We start from the raw sequence: 17,291 nt of genomic DNA on the forward strand, positions 1-17,291 counted from the left end.
CCCGACAACGCCCGCGCCTGATCGCGGGCGTTGCCATTGATCGAAAAGGAAAGCCCCATGCCGCTGCGCCGCCTCTCTATCCAGTGGAAGATCACCCTGCTCGCCGGCCTGTGCCTGCTGGTTATCGTTGCATTGCTGGTATCGACCTCGCTGACCCAGGCCCGCCGCAGCGCGGCGCTGGTAAACCAGGCCAACACCGAAATGCTCGACCACAGCGCGCGCCTGCGCCTGCAAGCCCACGCCGAGACCCAGGCATTGCGCATCCAGCGCTACTTCATGGACGCCTATCAGTACGGCAATGGTTTCGCCCGCCTGGTGCAGGCGCTCAAGGCGCGCGGCGACGCCGACCTGCGCCCGGCCCTCACCCAACAGGCCAAGGCTGCCCTGGCGGCCAACCCGGATCTGTTCGGCCTGTACCTGGTGTTCCAGCCCAATGCACTGGACAATCAGGACACCCAGCACATCGCCCGCAGCAACGAGGGCAGTAACGACGCTGGCCGATTCTCGATGTACTGGTCGCAGCCGCGCCCCGGCACGCTGGAACTGGAAGCCATGCCCGAGTCGATGCTGGCGGACACCACCCTGGGCGTCGCCGGCTTCCCCAGCAACCGCTGGCTGACCTGCCCGCTAGAAACCGCCAAGCCCTGTGTGCTGGACCCTTACTTCGACGAAGTCAACGGCCGACAGGTGCTGATGACCAGCATCGCCCTGCCCCTACTGGAGAACGGCAAGGTAGTGGGCGTGATCGGCCTGGACATCGGCTTGGACAACCTCCAGCAACTGGCCCTCGCGGGCCGCAAGGAGCTGTTCGATGGCCAGGGCCAGGTCAGCATCGTCAGCCCGGCCGGCCTGCAGGCCGGCAACAGTCGCGACAGCAGCCAGCTGTCCAAACCTCTGAGCCAAACCCCTGCCGACGGCTTGCTGCGCATTGCCCGCAGCTTCGCCCCCATTCCCAATGCCGCGCCCTGGCAGGTGCTGCTAGAGTTGCCCGAGGCGGTGCTGCAAGCCCCGGCAGTAGCCCTGAACAAGCGCCTGGACGGGCACAATCAAAGTGCCAATCTCACCAGCCTGCTGATCGGCCTGGGCGCCGCGGTGATCGGCCTGTTGCTGGTATGGCTAACCGCCCGCGGCGTTACCCGACCGATTCTCGCCGTGGCAGCACGCCTGCAAGACATCGCCAGCGGTGAAGGCGACCTGACCCGGCGCCTGGACTATGCCCGCCAGGATGAACTGGGCCAGCTCACTGGCTGGTTCAATCGTTTCCTCGACAAGCTTCAGCCGGTGATCGCCCAGGTCAAAGGGTCGCTGCAGGAAGCTCGCGGGACCGCCGACCAGTCTGCCGCCATTGCCAGCCAGACCAGCGATGGCATGCAGCAACAGCAAAGGGAAATCGAACAGGTGGCCACCGCCGCCAACGAAATGAGTGCCACCGCGCAGGATGTCGCCCATAACGCGGCCCAGGCTGCCCAAGCCGCCCGGGGCGCAGACCAGGCCAGCCGCGAAGGGCTGCAACTCGTTGCCAGCACACGCCAGACCATCGACCAGCTGGCCGCCGACATGGACGCGGCCATGATCGAAGCCCGCAACCTGGAGAGCCGCAGCGAGCAGATCGGCTCGGTGCTGGAGGTGATCCGCGCCATTGCCGAGCAAACCAACCTGCTGGCCCTCAACGCCGCCATCGAAGCGGCCCGCGCGGGCGAAGCCGGCCGTGGCTTTGCGGTGGTGGCCGACGAAGTGCGCAGCCTGGCGCAACGCACCCAGGTGTCGGTGGAAGAGATCCGCCAGGTGATCGAAGGCCTGCAGCAAGGCACCCAGGATGTGGTGGGCGCCATGCATGAAGGCCAGCGCCAGGCCCAGACCAGCGCCACGCACATGGAACAGGCATTACCGGCACTGCAGCGTATCGGCGAGGCGGTGGCCGTGATCAGCGACATGAACCTGCAGATCGCCTCGGCTGCCGAGGAGCAGAGCGCCGTGGCCGAGGAGGTGAACCGTAACGTGGCGGGCATTCGCGACGTTACCGAGTCGCTGTCGGGCCAGGCCGACGAGTCGGCGCGGATCAGCCAGGCGCTGAACCGGCTGGCTAACCAGCAACAGGCACTGATGGAACAATTCCGCGTCTAGCCTGTAAAGGCCCCATCGCCGGCAAGCCGGCGACAAGGCCAACGCAAGACCCGCCCTTTCTGATCGAGCCATGACCATGGATGCACCCAACAAAACCCCATTCTTCGACCTGACCAGCGAACAGGGCCTGCTGCGGGCCTCTATTGCTGTCACCCTGTTCATCGCCACCATTGGTATCGCGTTCGGCGTAGCCTCCGGCTCGTTCTCGATCGTCTTCGATGGCGTCTATTCGCTGGTCGACGCCAGCATGAGCGGGCTGTCACTGGTGGTGGTCAAGCTGATCACCTCCCATACCACCACCCTGCATATGTCGCGCAAGCTGCGCGAGCGCTTCACCATGGGCTTCTGGCACCTGGAACCGATGGTGCTGGCGCTCAACGGCATCCTGCTGTGCAGCGTGGCCATCTATGCTTTGATCAACGCAGTGCTCAGCCTGCTGGAAGGCGGACGCCATCTGGAGTTCGACATCGCGATCATCTACGCGGTGCTTACCGTGATCGCCTGCGTCACCATTGCCATGATCGAAGCCCGCGCCAATCGCAAGCTCGGCTCGGACTTCGTGCGCATGGACGTCAAAGGCTGGATCATGTCGGCGAGCATCACCGCGGCCCTGTTGATCGCCTTCTGCTTCGGCTACGCCGTTCAGGGCACTGCCTGGGAATGGATGTCGCCATACATCGACCCGGCGGTGCTGGGCCTGGTCTGCCTGGTGATCATTCCGCTGCCACTGTCGGTGATCCGCCAGGCGCTGTCGGAGATCTTCCTGGTCACCCCCAGCGACCTGAAACTGCATGTCGATGAAGTGGCCAAGCACTTCGTCGCCCTTCACGGCCTGCAGTCGTACCGCGCCTACGTGGCCAAGGTCGGACGCTCGCGAGAGATCGAACTGTTCTTCATCGTGCCACCGGACATGGGGGCCAAGACCATTGCCGAATGGGACGCACTGCGCGATGAGGTGGGCAATGCGATTGGCGGCGAAGGGCCGGATCGCTGGCTGACGGTGGTGTTTACCGGGGACAAGGAGTGGGCGGAGTAAGGCGCGCTATGGGGCGACCACCGGCAAGCCGATCTGCCCACGTGATTTTTTCGACACCGTCTTTCCACTGACGGGATTGAGCACGCTGCAAAAGCTGCGGACAATGGGGCGCGATACCTCATCGCCCAATACCTTCCCGATGCGAACAGCGCCATGCTCAAAATCTTCAGAGAAAAAAAATTCAAGAAAGCATTCCGAAAAATGGGAGGCAAGGCAGCCGGGGGGCCAGATTCCTTCGCCTCCCGCGCCAGCGCATCCATCGAGGAGGGTGTCAAGCTAGGACACATCCGAGTGGAGCCCCCTTCGTTGTCGATTGGTGCGCATACCTACATCAGAAGCGGGACCAAATTATCCTTGATCGCCGAAATTGGCCGCTTTTGCTCCATTGGGTCTGACTGCACGCTTGGCCAGGAGAAACACACGCACCCAATGGACTGGGTGAGCACACACCCGTTTCAATACGAGACCGGAGCATTGTCCTACTCCCCCCAACTATCCTGGACCACCGTAGGACACGACGTTTGGATCGGGCACGGCGCCACCGTGTTGGAGGGCGTGAATGTCGGTACAGGGGCAATCATTGCGACAAGAGCCTTGGTGACCCGCGACGTGCCACCCTACGCAATCGTGGGGGGAAACCCAGCGAAGATCATCAGATACCGCCACAGCGCCGAAACCATTGAGCGACTTCTCCAAAGCGAATGGTGGAACCTTGACCTCGAATTCCTGAGAAGCCTTCCTCTTGACGATACGGAGGCGTTTCTCAAGATTATCGAAAACAGCGCCGGTCTACCGCAGGCAACGTACTCAAGATTGAAAGTCGCCAAACGCACCGCGCAGTGAACGTCCGCAATGGAGTGAAGGAGCCTTGAAAGGTTCGTGTTCAGGCCACCGGCCATACCATGGCACAGCGACTTTCCGGCGCGAATCCGTGCTTGTACTCCTCGCTCAGTATCGCCGCCAGCCGCTGACCAAGGTCTTTGGGGGCCTTGGCCTCAAAGCCCAGGCGGGCGTAAAAGGGGGCGTTCCACGGCACGCTCGTGAATGTCGTAAGCGTGACGAAACCAAGTCTGTGTGACCGCGCGTGATCCTTCGCCGCTTCGATCAGATGCCGCCCTATACCCTGACCTTGCATCGATTGGTCCACCGATACTTCATGGATGTGAAGTTCATTGCCGTGGCGCTCAGCGCTGAGAAATCCTTGCGGTCGATGTTCGGCATCGATTGCAACCCAGCAGGTCGACTGTGCAATGAGTTGGCGATGACGCTCTACGGACATCGGAGGCGACTCAGCCAGCCAACTCAGCTGATCGATCAGGCGAAAGGATTGAGCGGCGGAAGTTTCTATGGCGGGCAGAAGTGGCGCATCTTCCGGCACAGCGGGGCGGATGATAAGCATGCGTCGTCCAAAAAGGGTCACGGATCGTTCATGAATGCTAGAACGAAAAAGCCCACCATAGAAGGTGGGCTTTTCGACACATCTAAGGATTCTCCGAACAAGTCAGCACAGACCATCTGAGCTGCTGATATGGCTCCATCCAACTGCCCTCTACAAACCCTCCATCCCATGAGCCAGATGAGCTTTCCCGATATCGAGTGCGCCGGTAAGCGCAAGCAAACCCGTCGCTAACGTTTCCTGGCCGAGATGGAGCGCCTTGGTAGCATTGATCGAGCCGCATTACCCAAAGGCCGGCGGTGGTCGCAAGCCGTACCCACTGGAAACCATGCTGCGTGTTCATCTACTGCAGAACTGGTTCTCGTTGAGTGACCCGGCCTTGGAAGAGGCGCTGTAAGAGATCACTTCGATGCGCCAGTTTGCTCGATTGACGCTCAGCGCTCCGATCCCCGAAGCCACGACAATCATGAATTTCCGGCACCTGCTGGAAAGGAAGGCAAACGCGATCCTGAAATGCGTCAGACGAAGAAGAGTAATCCATATTTCTTCGGCATGAAGGCGCATATCGGTGCCGATGCTGAGTCGGGCTTGGTGCACCACGTCCACGGCACAACGGCGAATGTGGCTGATGTAACGGAGGTCGCCCACCTGTTGCATGACGACGAGAATGTTATCTGTGTCGATGCGGGTTAAACCGGCGTGGAGAAACGGCCGGAGCATGAAGGGCGGCCGATGATCTGGCAGATTGCGGCTCGTCGTAGCACCTACGAGCACTTGAGCAAACGCAGCGTGCTCTACAAAGCCAGGCGCAAAGGTCGAACATCCATTTCGTGTGAGCGCCAGTTCGGCTATGTGAAAACCCACTTCCGTGGCTTGGCCAAGAACACGGCGCAATTGAACACACTTTTTGCCCTGTCGAGCCTTTGGATGTACGCCGGCAATTATTGCCTGGTGCGGGAGAGGTGCGCCCGTGAGGGCAGATAGCCAAGGCGTTGCCTTGGTGACCTAATAATCAGCGGCTTAAATCGGGCTTGTCGGCGTCCCTAAGCCGCCTATTTCCGGCTGATGAGCAACTTGTTCGGAGTTTCCTATCCACTTCGCTCCATTAAAGCGGGTGAAGTAGACAGTTCTAGTCGATCAGCGAGCATTATTCAGACTTCAGCGCTAGCCGTGTCCACATCGCTAACCTTCGGGATGCGACGCTCAATAATAAAGTGAACTACGAAAACATATAAAAATCAGCATTACTAATGCACGCCCTGCGTTTTAGGAGTAATCCTATTGCATTCCCCTCACAAAAACAGAGATTGTCTGCAGTGCAGGAAAAAGGTCTTGGATGATTGCACAACAACAGCCCAAATCGCTAGGGACCATATGAAAAAAACACCGAATAAATATTGCCAAAAAAAGAAAACATTGGCAATTATAATATCGAACGTGACGATCTTCTCACCACTAGCCCTCGCGGAAGAAAGCATACCCAACAATTTCTCCTTAAAACTTATGGCGTTCAACATTTGGAATCATCACGAAAATTCCAAAATGTGGACCCCATCGAAAAATGACCTTGAGCCAAGAGAATACACAGAGACCACAAAAAATCTTTTTCGCGAAGTATCCCCTGACATAGTGGTTTTGCCCGAACTCTACAACAACGGCAGAGTCAACAACCCAAAGGGAGACAGGTACATATTTGAGTTTGAGAGGAATACTATTGATACCTTAAACAGCCGCCCTTTAAAGCAAAACAGTTTCACCAGCGCAAAACGAAATCAGGATGAAGATATAACAAACGAAAAAGGGACAGGAAGTATTATTTCTTCCGTCCCGTTTATTGATGAGCCTGGAGATTCCATCCGCATCACTCCGGGCAACGGTTTTCCTGAGTCTATCATAAACGCCATACATCTAGATCATGGCGATGATCCTTCGCGTCGTCTGATTGAGGCAAAGGAGCTTAATAACGCGGCTAAGGAAGGAAAAGTCCCAATAATCCTGCTGGGTGACTTCAATGCTGGAGAAGTTTCTGAAAGGGGACTGCACAGCAAAGCCCAGCAAATACTCCTAATTAAAAGCCCTAAGGCAGGTTATCAGACAAGACTAGCATATGAATACCTTGGAGATAGAAAGCACTACGAGCCAGTCATTAAAAAATATGCGCCAAAAACAAATATCAATACCTTAAACATCAATGCCTTGGGGTGGCAAGACTGGGCAACTGCCGTATTGTGGGATACATTTTATTCTAAAGAAAACAGCCTATTACAAGATGAAACATACCCCATCAAGAGCAATCGACCTGTCACAATAAGCACCCTCAAGAAGCAGTATAAGATTTTTCGGCTCAATAAAAATAAAGAACTGTACGAACCCAGCACTTCGGGGGATCAGCGTGCCACGTGGCCGAGCGATGGTGAGATGGAGTGGAATAATGCTAAGGGTTGGGACCGGGCGACCCTCGATCATATATTCGTCTCCTACCCCTTCGCAAAATGGATAGAAATCGCTGAAGATGGAAAACCGACAGGCAATCTCAGTCAACTCGCCCGCGATGCCAAAGGCAAATCGCTTTCTGACCATGAACCCGTAGCGCAAAATCTACGCTGGGTGGGGCCAACCCTTGAGGTATATAAAGATGGAAATGAAAGTAAAACAAGAATGGTATGGGGAAAGGATGCTTACGACTTTGAAGGTAGAAACAAGACATTCAATTTAACGCGTAACAATTATCGCGACGATGTCGATCTTGGACAAGTCATGAAGAGCAATGACGAATTCGAGTTTGAAAAAGAGTCGAAAACCTACCAAAAAACCGCACTCAGTTGCAACGGCGAAGAGATGCGTTTTGAATCCGTGAAGGACCTCTGCATCGATGATCACTCATTTATCAGTGAATTTGTTGTAAAAGATGGTGGATCATTAATTATCGACGAAGATGAAGCTTTAGGGGGGCGTAACGCAAAACTGATCCTGAATATCGGCGGATTGAAAGTGCACAACACTTCGCTTTCCATGCTCGATCGAACAATCGTTCTAGAACAGAATGGATGGATTGATATAGCGAAACCCGGCCATGAGGTATCAGCGAATCAAGCGTTGGTGGGGCAAGGTAGCCTCACAAAATTGGGAGCAGGAACACTGCGATTCTCATCATCGAACAGCTATACGGGAGGAACAGTTGTCGAAGATGGACTTCTCACCACTGACATTGCAGGTGGCTTTGTGAATAATACCGCCTACACCATCAATGGCGGGGTGATGGACCTAAATGGAATGGACCTGACAGCTTCAACGCTCGACGGAAATGGAGGCATCTTACAACTTGGAGCGGGTTCACTTACTGTGGATCAGGCGGTCGATACCCATTATGATGGCGCTATCATGGGGCAAGGCGGGTTGATTAAAACGGGTCGTGGGAAGCTCATTCTCAATGGACAAAGTAGCTATACCGGCGAAACCCTGATTCACGAGGGACATTTGGGCATCGGTGACAATCACCATCCTCTCGCTCACTTGCAAAGCAGCGTTACGGTTGACAAACGTGCTAAAATTAGCGGTATAGGAACACTAGGGGACTTAGTTATCAAGTCTGGTGGAACAATCGCACCGGGGAATTCGATTGGCACGCTACGCACTGGCAATGTAACCTTCGAGGCAGGTTCAGTTTATGAATTGGAAGTCGACTCCGGCGGACGTAGCGATAGGATTGACAGTAGTGGTGTCGTGACGCTTAATGGCGGCGATATCAAAATCCATCTAGAGAATCACAACAATCTTCTGACGGCGGATGAGGCCAAAACGCTAGTTGGAAAGACCTTCAATATTATTACAGCTGAAAAAGGAATAGTGGGTCAGTTTTCATCCGTAACTCCCAACTACCTGTTTTTAAAAACACGCACCACCGGACCAAGTACACAATTACAACTCACACCAGTTGCACTAAACTCCTCTGAGCCAAATGTTCCATCTGATTTGTCCATGGCGAGCGTGGACGTCACTATTGAGCGCAACACAACTAGCATTGCCAGTGTCGCCCAAACCCCCAATGAGAGTACTGTCGCGACTGCGATTGAAAAATTGCCCTTGGGAAATCCAGTGCTTGAGACCCTGTTAACTTCTTCGTCTGGCGAACAAGCTAGGCAGGCATTCAAACAGTTGGACGGCCAAGTTCATGCCGATGTCGGTACAGCCCAGATTGCTGACAGTCGCTATATCCGGGATGCGATTTATTCTCGCTTGCAGCAGTCTGATGTGTTGCAGCCACAAGAACATACTCATGATGATCACAGCAGTGCCGGTTGGGTGAAGTTGCTCGGAGGCCGATCGCAATACGATTCCGATCGCAATGCTTCCACCTTTAGTTCATCAGCAACAGGCGTCCTACTGGGACTGGATACTGATATCGGTGATGGATGGCAACTCGGCGGGGCAGCGGGATACACCCAGACCCGTCTGGAAGGAACCTCTAAAACGTCAGCCGACAGTGACAACTACCATCTCTCGATCTATGGTGGTAAACGCTTCGATAGAACGGCACTACGCTTTGGCGGTGCAATGGCCTGGCATCAGATAGATACCTCCCGGCACTTGAATTATGGTAACCAATCGGCTCATACGACAGCCGCCTACACGGCACGCACGGACCAGCTATTTGGCGAGGTGAGCTATGATGCATGGCCAGGTTGGGAACCTTTTGCAAATATAACTTACGTCAACTTCCAAAGTGATTCGTTCCGAGAAAAAGGAAAAGGAGCAGCATTGCGCGCTGGCAAGCAAAGTCACAACGCAATAGTTTCTACAACTGGACTGCGAGGGCAAATAAAATTACCAGTGGGCTCCAATCGTTCGGTAAGGCTCCACGGCGAGCTGGGATGGGAGCATCAGTACGGGGAACTTGACCGCACCAAAACGATGAAATTTATTGGTAGTGATGCTGGATTTGAAGTGAGCAGTGTGCCAGCGTCCCGAGACGGTGCGGTAGTTAAGGCGTCGGCAGAAATGAACCTCACCAAAGAGTCTCTTGTTTCGGTGAACTACACCAAATTAGTTTCTGGCCCGGATAGTGGAAATGTGCTCAACCTGGGTATCAGCTTCCAATTCTGAAGCTCATGTAGGTAAAGAGCGATAAGGGCATAGAATGCTCAGTGTTTTTGTAGCTCTGGACGGACTACCGGGAAAGAGACGCTTATCTCTATGAAAAAATAATTTTCTGCCCCGGTAGCCGTCAACTACGCTTTTGATGAAATATTTTCGGATGTCTATTTCATTGCAGCCGCCCCGTGTGCGACGGGCAACGAACCAGGCCAACAGACGCAGCCCCGTTTTCCGAGAACTCCATGAGCAGCTCTCCCCCACTAATACGGACACTTTCGAGTAAGCTCGCATCGAGCCAAAGTAGTTTTCATATCCAAGCGTAAGAAATACAACCCCGAGTTCAAACGGGGGGCTGTCAAACTGGCCCGTCGTTCAGAGGCCAGTTGCCGCCAAATCGCTCCAGGAAATCGGAGTGGCTCCAAACCGGTTAAATCGCTGGGTCCGTGAGGCACAGCCAGGGACAGAAAAAACTTTACCCGGAACAGATAGCCCGCGAGATGAGGAACTGCCCCCCCCCTCAGGCGTGTGTTAGCCCGCGTGACCAAGGATCGTGATTTTTTGTAAGCGCTCCATAAACCCCACATTCAAAGCGCTTACCTGATCCCCGATGCTGTGCTCCCGATTTCTTTCTGCAGCTCGCCGACCATGATGCCACCCGACGCCAAAGTCGAAAAAGTGTACCTCTACCCCAAGCCTGTCGACTTTCGAAAATCCATCGATGGCCTGGCCGCGCTGGTCGAACTCGATATCAAGGTGGCGGTGTTCGACCCAGTGCTTTTCGTCTTCCTCAACAAGCCGCGCAACCGCGTGAAGATCCTGTATTGGGAACGCAACGGCTTCTGCCTCTGGCTCAAACGCCTGGAGTCCGAACGTTTCAAAACTTCACCCGATCCGACTGACGTCGCCATTGTCCTGACCGTTCAGGAACTGAACTGGCTACTCGATGGCTTCGACCTCTGGCGCAACCGTCCGCATCAGGTTTTGACGCCTCGATACGTCGCCTGATTCGGTATAATCCACGGCATGATTTCCATGCCCGAGGACCTCCCTGACGATCCTGTTCTGCTCAAGCAACTGCTTGAGCAGATGATCAACGAGCGCGCGTCCGACAAGGGTAAGATCGTTCATCTCGAAGAGGAAGTTGCGCTGTTGCGCCAGCGCTTGTTCGGGCGCAAGACCGAGCAGACTGGCGATGCGGCGACACCACAGTTGCCACTCTTCGACGAAGCGGAAAGCCTGGCCGAGCCCTTGGATGAGGCTGACGACGAAGAAGTCGTTGCGCCAACCAAACGCCGTGGCAAGCGCAAGCCGCTGCCAGCTGATTTGCCGCGTATCGAAGTTGTCCACGAACTTCCCGAGCATGAACTGACCTGCGCTTGTGGCTGCCGTAAACATGCCATCGGTGAAGAAGTCAGCGAACAGCTTGAAATCGTCCCGATGCAGATTCGCGTCATCAAACATGTTCGCAAGGTGTACGGCTGCCGGGACTGCGAGTCAGCGCCCGTAACGGCGGACAAGCCCGCCCAGATGATCGAGAAAAGCATGGCCAGCCCGAGTGTGCTGGCCACGCTGCTGACCACCAAATACGTAGACGGCTTGCCGCTTCACCGCTTCGAAAAAGTGCTGGGGCGTCACGGTATCGATATCCCGCGCCAAACCCTGGCACGCTGGGTGATTCAATGCAGCGAGCACTTTCAGCCGCTGCTGAATCTGATGCGCGAAAGCCTGTTGAACAGTCGGATCATCCACTGCGATGAAACACGTGTGCAGGTGTTGAAAGAGCCGGGGCGTGAGCCCAGCAGCCAATCCTGGATGTGGGTACAAACCGGCGGCCCACCTGATCGGCCAGTGATCCTTTTCGACTACGCCACCAGCAGAGCGCAGGAGGTGCCGGTGCGCCTGCTGGACGGCTATCGCGGCTATGTCATGACCGACGACTACGCCGGTTACAACGCGCTGGCTGCACAGGACGGACTGGAGCGATTGGGCTGCTGGGCGCACGCGCGCCGCAAGTTCGTCGAAGCGCAGAAAGTACAGCCCAAGGGCAAAACAGGACGCGCTGACATCGCATTGAACCTGATCAATAAGCTCTATGGCGTCGAGCGCGACTTGAAGGACAGTGACGACGAAGATCGTAAGGTTGCCCGCATGGAGCGCATGCCTGCCATTGCTGACTCAGCTGAAAAACTGGGTAGAGAAAACGCAACCTCAGGTCACGACGCAGAATGCCTTAGGCAAGGCCATCGGTTACTTAGCCAGCAACTGGAGCAAATTGGAACGCTACGTCGAGCACGGCTACTTGCCGATGGACAACAACGCGGCCGAGCGTGCGATCCACCCGTTTGTCATCGGGAGAAAGAACTGGTTGTTCAATGACACCCCCAAAGGTGCCACTGCCAGCGCACAACTTTACAGCTTGGTAGAAACGGCCAAAGCCAACGGCCGAGAACCCTATGCGTGGCTGCGCCACGCACTGGAACGCCTGCCGCAGGCGTGCTCAGTGGAAGACTACGAAGCGCTACTCCCATGGAATTGCACACCTCAAATACACAGCTAGGTGCGCTGCCCATCTTTGGTTGGGTGGGGTTTATGGAGCGCTTACGATTTTTTAAGAGACGCAGCAGCGTATGTTGCCAGGGAGTCATCGAACGGTACACGGTAATCCGGCGCTGTTCACAATGAGTACCCAATACGACTGATGTGTTGTCGTTGCTTGAAAGTTTCCGCCAGCGTCTATTACGACTGAGAGGATCCAGAACCAAGTCCACGCGCTCAAGAGAATGCGCGCCTCCTTAGGCGCATCCGCGAGATTCATCAGGACAGTCGCCGCGTGATTGACGCACCGCGCATGCATGAAAATCTACGCGAAGACGGTGAAGTCCTCCTGAACCGCATTGCCCGCCTGATGCGGCGGAGCGGATTCAAGACTAGCCGCGTCGGAAGAAGCTCGGCATTTGCCGGGCAGCCACTTGCTGCATAGTGGGCGTGAAGAATCTCCTGGAGCGCGACTTATCTGCCTTGGAACCGGAACGCAAATGGGTTACGGACATCGCGGAAATCGCCACCTTGGAGGGCAAGCTGTTCCTGTGCGTGGTACTCGATCTGTGCAGCGAGCTGGTGATTGATTGGTCCATGCACCATCGGCAAAATCGACAGATGGTAATTTGGGCAGTAGGAATGGCGGTCTGCCAGCTTCAGGGAAACTGGTCGATGATTTTACATTCCGATAGCGGCAGCCAATTCACCACGGCGGATTACCAGCGTTTTCTGACTCGTAACACACTGATCTGCAGTATGAGCACCGTCGGGCATTGTGGCGATAACGCTGCCTGCGAAGCTTTCCTCGGCCAGCTCAAGCGTGAGCGTGTTGCCCATCAGTCGTAGGGAGCCCGCGATGAACCTCGGGCGGATCTATTCGACAAAATCGAGCGGTTCCACAACCCTCGAATGCGTCGTAGAGTCGCCCGGCAAATTTTGAGGTTTTCAGCCCATTTCAAACCCTCCGTGGAAGTGGGGTAGAACCCAGCGTAACGCTGACAACTCATGCACCTACTATTCGGGCCTCATCATGTGGCTTTGAGGTGTCTATGAAACCAGGGGCGATTCAACCCTCCAGCCTCACGATGCCATAAAAGACACAGAGTCGACGATGCAACTTAAAAATACAACATGTTGGCTTTTCGTCAATACGTTCTCGCTTCATCCTTTTCGCCAAGATGGCACACGCTTTATTATTCATAAATTATTGTAAAATTCGCTGTAGCATTAGCGGGCCCTGGGATCACTTTGCTCTCGGTTTGTATATAACGCGCACGCAGAGGTATGGAATAACCTGTCCCAAAATTTCTTAGAGGAATACCACTATCCAATTTCACTCCTAAGGGTAATGGGATGTCTTTATTCGTGACGACTTGTACACCCACCCCTGATGCAGCATGGCTCTCAGCGGACAAAGTGGATGCATTCAGACGCAATATACCGTTGCTAACGTTATATGCAGGTAGGACTGGATCTATGCGGTATTTCAATACTCTATTACTTGAATTATTAAAGGCAGGACAATCTGTAAGTTCGATTAAAAAATCTTTCGAAGGTGCAGTACTCCCGATGCCGGTAAAAGCTCTAGTAGAGTGCGCCCCCATATTCACGATTACAGGCTTTGCAAGGCAGGTTTTAGACACAACTGAAACGTTCAAGTTAAATCTTATTCTAAAAAAAGGTATTTTCCCCGATAGCGTCGTCATCTGAAGATCAGGAATTTTAGTTACACGACCAGGCGCCACAGGGCCAGTTTTCAATAAAACTATTCTAATAGTTGTGTGGTAATCTAACTTACACAATGCTTTCGCCTTGCACGCACCTCCCGTTTTTGCATCCACAAAATGCCTCGACATCGTCAAGAACTGGGAATCAAATGCGGCCCCTTTAGTTTGGCGATTAATATAAGAGACCCCCACCCCTCTCAAGCCAGTTTCATAAATATTCTTATGCTCAGGTGTTTGCAAGACATTCATGGGGGATTCAGAAGGCGGCGTAAAATACAGCTGAACAGTCTCATCCGCCTTGTCAAAAATGCAATTCAAATCAGGAGAAGTAGAAAAGTTCTCGTAATCTTGTCTATAGAGTTCGCCCCCCAGTTCCACTGGGCCAGCATCCAACCTATCCACATTCAGCACCACTACGTCATTTTGCCCATATGACCCCGTCTTACATGAAACAGCAGCCACTGCTCCATTAGCCACCGTGATTCCAGCAACAAGCAAAAATGCCCCCTTCACCCTAAGCCAACGCCTCATAATAAAATCCTCTGGACGTGAACCTATCTATAGTCGAGCGCCCAACAGCATGTGAAACGACACACACGCACTGGCATATATCTGAAACTTACCAGTGCTGCCTCTTAAGGTCCGCACCTCTATCTTCAACGGGCTGGGTTACACCTGTTATTGCACTAGCATTTCCCATACGCCGGAGGTGCCACAACCTAGCAAATGACAAAAAATATTTAATTAGAAACGCGCATTCATAAAGAAATCTTTGAAGTAACAGCCTCGGCGCTGTCAGCAACATGCTTGCCGATTGTACAAACAGCTTGCAATTGTTGAAGCTGTTGCTCCTTGCCAGGTGCAGGAGGAATCACCAGCGTACATTGTTGTCGAGCCTTACTTCCCCAATTGATCCGCAACTGGCGTGTTTCAGGCTTGACCCGCGCATATAACTGCCCCCCCTGTCCCACCGAGCCTACCGAGATACCCTCGGCGTCCACTACGCTGGCACCGAATGGCAAACTACTGCCATCGTCCAGACGTACATTGAACAACACCGCGCGCCCTTTGGTGGTGGTGTACTTCAGGTGCACTACCGCGCCGGAACGAGGGGCCACTTGCAGGCTGGTTTCGTTTAGCTCAACATCGAACGCGCTGCCAATTGGATCAATGCCTACCTGATTGAGTTGATAAGGTCGCAGGTAGGGCACCACGGCATTTCCTCTGTCATCCAGTTTAAGACCCGGATAACCGACCACCTTCGCCCCTTCGGCGCCCGGCGCACTAACAATCGCCATGGTTTCTCCGCGATAGGGTGTCAGCGTCAGGCCACCGGAATGGGCAACCAAACTGCCACTGGCTCCCAACGACATACTGGTATAGTCGGTACCTCGCCCCACGGAAGCGTTTAGTGTGGACCGCGCGCCTACGTACTGGCCATTGATAGAAGCGCTTTTCGTTTGGCTTGCGCCGTTATGGCTTATATTCGCGCCATAACTGAATTGGCGATTTCCCCCATAGGAACCATTGATCCCGACCTGCTGATCGAAATTGCCTCGCGCATCTCGGCCGATTTGAGCGGTCATCTGTGGACTGAAGACCGAAGGGCCAAACTCCAGCGGCAGAGTAATCGTCAGCAAGAAGCTGTTTTGCATATCGCCCAGCCCGCTGCGACTGCGGTTTGCGTTCACACTGAAGGCCAAGCGGTCAAATTGTTTGCTGTAGCTAAGTTGATACTGCACATCACTACCTGGCCGGTTCCAGTAGTTCTGCGTAAAGCCACTTATCGCTACCTGGCCCCAAGGCCCCAAGTTTTGGTCAGCAGTCACTGAAAAGCGGCTGCGCGGGCGCCCGAACTGACTCAGATCCTCGCCGCCCTTCTCAGCATCCAGGAGTTGCACGGCATTTGTGAAGTCAAGATAGTCATGGGTGGAAAACCGGTAAGCTGCCACCGAGAAATTGCTGCCAGTGCTAAGAATGTTCTTGTTATAAGTCAGCCGCAAACTCTGGCCCTTGGCGGTACCATTCGCCAGAGCAGTTTGGGCATGAGTCATGTCTAGGGCCATTGCACCAATAGGGGTGGCAAAAGCCAGGCCGGATAGTACCGCCAGATAATCTTCACTTGACTGTAAGCCTGCAAAGCCCGTGAACGTGTTGTTCAGGCCATATTGCAGCGTACCTTGCAGCAGGCGAGCCTGTTCGTCGATGTAGCCATCTCTGGTTTGCCCCGCCGTCAGGCTGAAGCGGGTGGAACCAGGCCGTAATAGCTGGCTGACAGAAGCGTAGGGGACAATAAAGTTCTGCTCGCTACCGTCCGCTTCGAGCACACTCACGTTCAGGTCGCCGCCGTATCCAGTGGCATACAGATCATCAATGACAAAAGCGCCAGGAGCTACAGTGGTTTCCGTCAGGACATTACCGCCCTGGCGGATTACTACACGCGCATTCGTCCGCGCAATACCGCGAACGACCGGCGCATAACCGCGCAAAGAGTCGGGTAACATGCGATCATCGCTGGCCAGTTGCAGGCCACGGTAAGACAGTGTGTCAAAGAGTTCGCCGCTGGTGATGGACTCACCCACCGTCAACTGGCTTTTCAATGCCGTGACATCGCGCTGGGCATAGTTGTTCAGCGCCCGGTAGTCACTTCCCTGGTGAGAACGCCAGCTCATCGAACCATTGTGACGCAGGCGCCAGCCACCTAGATTGAGGCCGCCATTGAGTCCCAAGTAGGCAGAGTCGTGGTCGCCATTGGGTGTATGATTTCGATTGCTGTTGAAATGGTAGCCGAGCAAACCTGCAGTGACGCCGCGATCCCATAACTCAGGGCTGACGTAGCCCCGTGCGTTACGTTTGAGCGAAGCTTGGGGAATGCTAAGTTCGAGCGTTTGATTCTCGGGAGAAAAACTGGCGCTGGCGCCTGGTACCAAACGCGCCAATTCAGGACACTTCTCATTGTCCAACGACAAGACGGCCTCGGCCGCAAGCTTGGTCATTTCCAAGCCTTGACGCTCCAACAGCTCTCGGCTCATGCAAACCTGAGGGTTGCGACCATCGGGTTGGGCCTGGATACGAACATCGTGACGAAAGCTCAATTGCCCGTTAACCACGACATCGGCGCGATACATCCCAGCCATAACTGGGTTACCTGTTTGGTAGGCGCTGATGTCCAAATCACGCGAGCCCTCGGGTAGGAATGCATTGTTAAAATGCACCTCTTGGGCCACCAAAAAAGGTCCGTAACAGGCGCCTGCGCTGATAAACATACCCTTCAAGACCGAGGTCTTTAGCGGACTTAAGGCGAAGAAGGAGCGCTTCCCCAGAAGAGTCCAGGGAAGGGATAGCTTACTCATAAGTGGCTCGCGCTTAAAATAGT

General features: G+C 54.5%; 9 protein-coding genes and 4 pseudogenes. 10 read left to right on the forward strand and 3 right to left on the reverse strand.

Annotated features, from left to right (window positions below):
• Positions 1-276 precede the first annotated feature (276 nt).
• From IF103_RS25455 to IF103_RS18045, 4 genes and pseudogenes are all read left to right on the forward strand, one after another.
• Positions 277-1,218 (forward strand): annotated as a pseudogene (locus tag IF103_RS25455) (PDC sensor domain-containing protein); the annotation flags it as partial.
• Positions 1,219-1,560: 342 nt separating this feature from the next.
• Positions 1,561-2,124, forward strand: a pseudogene (locus tag IF103_RS25460) (methyl-accepting chemotaxis protein); the annotation flags it as partial.
• Between the two features lie 76 nt (positions 2,125-2,200).
• A complete protein-coding gene (locus IF103_RS18040) occupies positions 2,201-3,160 on the forward strand; it encodes a cation diffusion facilitator family transporter (protein ID WP_023381884.1) in 960 nt (319 codons plus the stop codon).
• Between the two features lie 153 nt (positions 3,161-3,313).
• Positions 3,314-4,003, forward strand: a complete 690-nt coding sequence (locus IF103_RS18045) for a CatB-related O-acetyltransferase (protein ID WP_023381885.1) — start codon at positions 3,314-3,316, stop codon at positions 4,001-4,003.
• Positions 4,004-4,043: 40 nt separating this feature from the next.
• Here the strand turns inward: IF103_RS18045 and IF103_RS18050 are convergent, their stop codons facing one another.
• The gene (locus IF103_RS18050; protein ID WP_041925538.1) at positions 4,044-4,559 is read right to left on the reverse strand and encodes a GNAT family N-acetyltransferase; all 516 of its coding nucleotides are present in this window, start codon (positions 4,557-4,559) and stop codon (positions 4,044-4,046) included.
• A 168-nt stretch (positions 4,560-4,727) separates the two neighbouring features.
• Between IF103_RS18050 and IF103_RS18055 the strand changes: the two are divergent.
• From IF103_RS18055 to IF103_RS25470, 6 genes and pseudogenes are all read left to right on the forward strand, one after another.
• Positions 4,728-5,530: pseudogene (locus IF103_RS18055) on the forward strand (IS5 family transposase).
• Between the two features lie 358 nt (positions 5,531-5,888).
• Positions 5,889-9,659, forward strand: coding sequence for an autotransporter domain-containing protein (locus IF103_RS18060; protein WP_202675527.1), 3,771 nt, complete (start codon positions 5,889-5,891; stop codon positions 9,657-9,659).
• A 636-nt stretch (positions 9,660-10,295) separates the two neighbouring features.
• Entirely contained in the window at positions 10,296-10,655 is a 360-nt protein-coding gene (tnpB, locus tag IF103_RS18065; RefSeq protein ID WP_252189410.1) for an IS66 family insertion sequence element accessory protein TnpB, read from the forward strand.
• An 18-nt stretch (positions 10,656-10,673) separates the two neighbouring features.
• A pseudogene (gene tnpC, locus IF103_RS18070) lies at positions 10,674-12,207 on the forward strand (IS66 family transposase).
• Positions 12,208-12,480: 273 nt separating this feature from the next.
• Positions 12,481-12,630: a hypothetical protein gene (locus IF103_RS25465; RefSeq protein WP_502709908.1), complete on the forward strand. Its 150-nt coding sequence runs from the start codon at positions 12,481-12,483 to the stop codon at positions 12,628-12,630.
• Positions 12,631-12,635: 5 nt separating this feature from the next.
• The gene (locus IF103_RS25470; protein WP_202675529.1) at positions 12,636-13,034 is read left to right on the forward strand and encodes a DDE-type integrase/transposase/recombinase; all 399 of its coding nucleotides are present in this window, start codon (positions 12,636-12,638) and stop codon (positions 13,032-13,034) included.
• 347 nt (positions 13,035-13,381) lie between these two features.
• Here IF103_RS25470 and IF103_RS18085 read toward each other — a convergent pair whose 3' ends face one another.
• Positions 13,382-14,446: a fimbrial protein gene (locus IF103_RS18085; RefSeq protein WP_202675531.1), complete on the reverse strand. Its 1,065-nt coding sequence runs from the start codon at positions 14,444-14,446 to the stop codon at positions 13,382-13,384.
• A gap of 227 nt (positions 14,447-14,673) precedes the next feature.
• Positions 14,674-17,268, reverse strand: a complete 2,595-nt coding sequence (locus IF103_RS18090) for a fimbria/pilus outer membrane usher protein (RefSeq protein ID WP_252189411.1) — start codon at positions 17,266-17,268, stop codon at positions 14,674-14,676.
• Positions 17,269-17,291 lie beyond the last annotated feature (23 nt).

The organism is Pseudomonas sp. SK2 (genome assembly GCF_016772395.1).
Lineage (GTDB): Bacteria > Pseudomonadota > Gammaproteobacteria > Pseudomonadales > Pseudomonadaceae > Aquipseudomonas > Aquipseudomonas taiwanensis.

Excerpts from the sequence above, each read along its gene's own strand:
- IF103_RS18050 (WP_041925538.1), bottom strand. The coding sequence starts at position 4,559 with ATGCTTATCATCCGCCCCGCTGTGCCGGAAGATGCGCCACTTCTGCCC.
- IF103_RS18090 (WP_252189411.1), bottom strand. The coding sequence starts at position 17,268 with ATGAGTAAGCTATCCCTTCCCTGGACTCTTCTGGGGAAGCGCTCCTTC.
- IF103_RS18085 (WP_202675531.1), bottom strand. The coding sequence starts at position 14,446 with ATGAGGCGTTGGCTTAGGGTGAAGGGGGCATTTTTGCTTGTTGCTGGA.
- IF103_RS18040 (WP_023381884.1), top strand. The coding sequence starts at position 2,201 with ATGGATGCACCCAACAAAACCCCATTCTTCGACCTGACCAGCGAACAG.
- tnpB (WP_252189410.1), top strand. The coding sequence starts at position 10,296 with ATGATGCCACCCGACGCCAAAGTCGAAAAAGTGTACCTCTACCCCAAG.
- IF103_RS18045 (WP_023381885.1), top strand. The coding sequence starts at position 3,314 with ATGCTCAAAATCTTCAGAGAAAAAAAATTCAAGAAAGCATTCCGAAAA.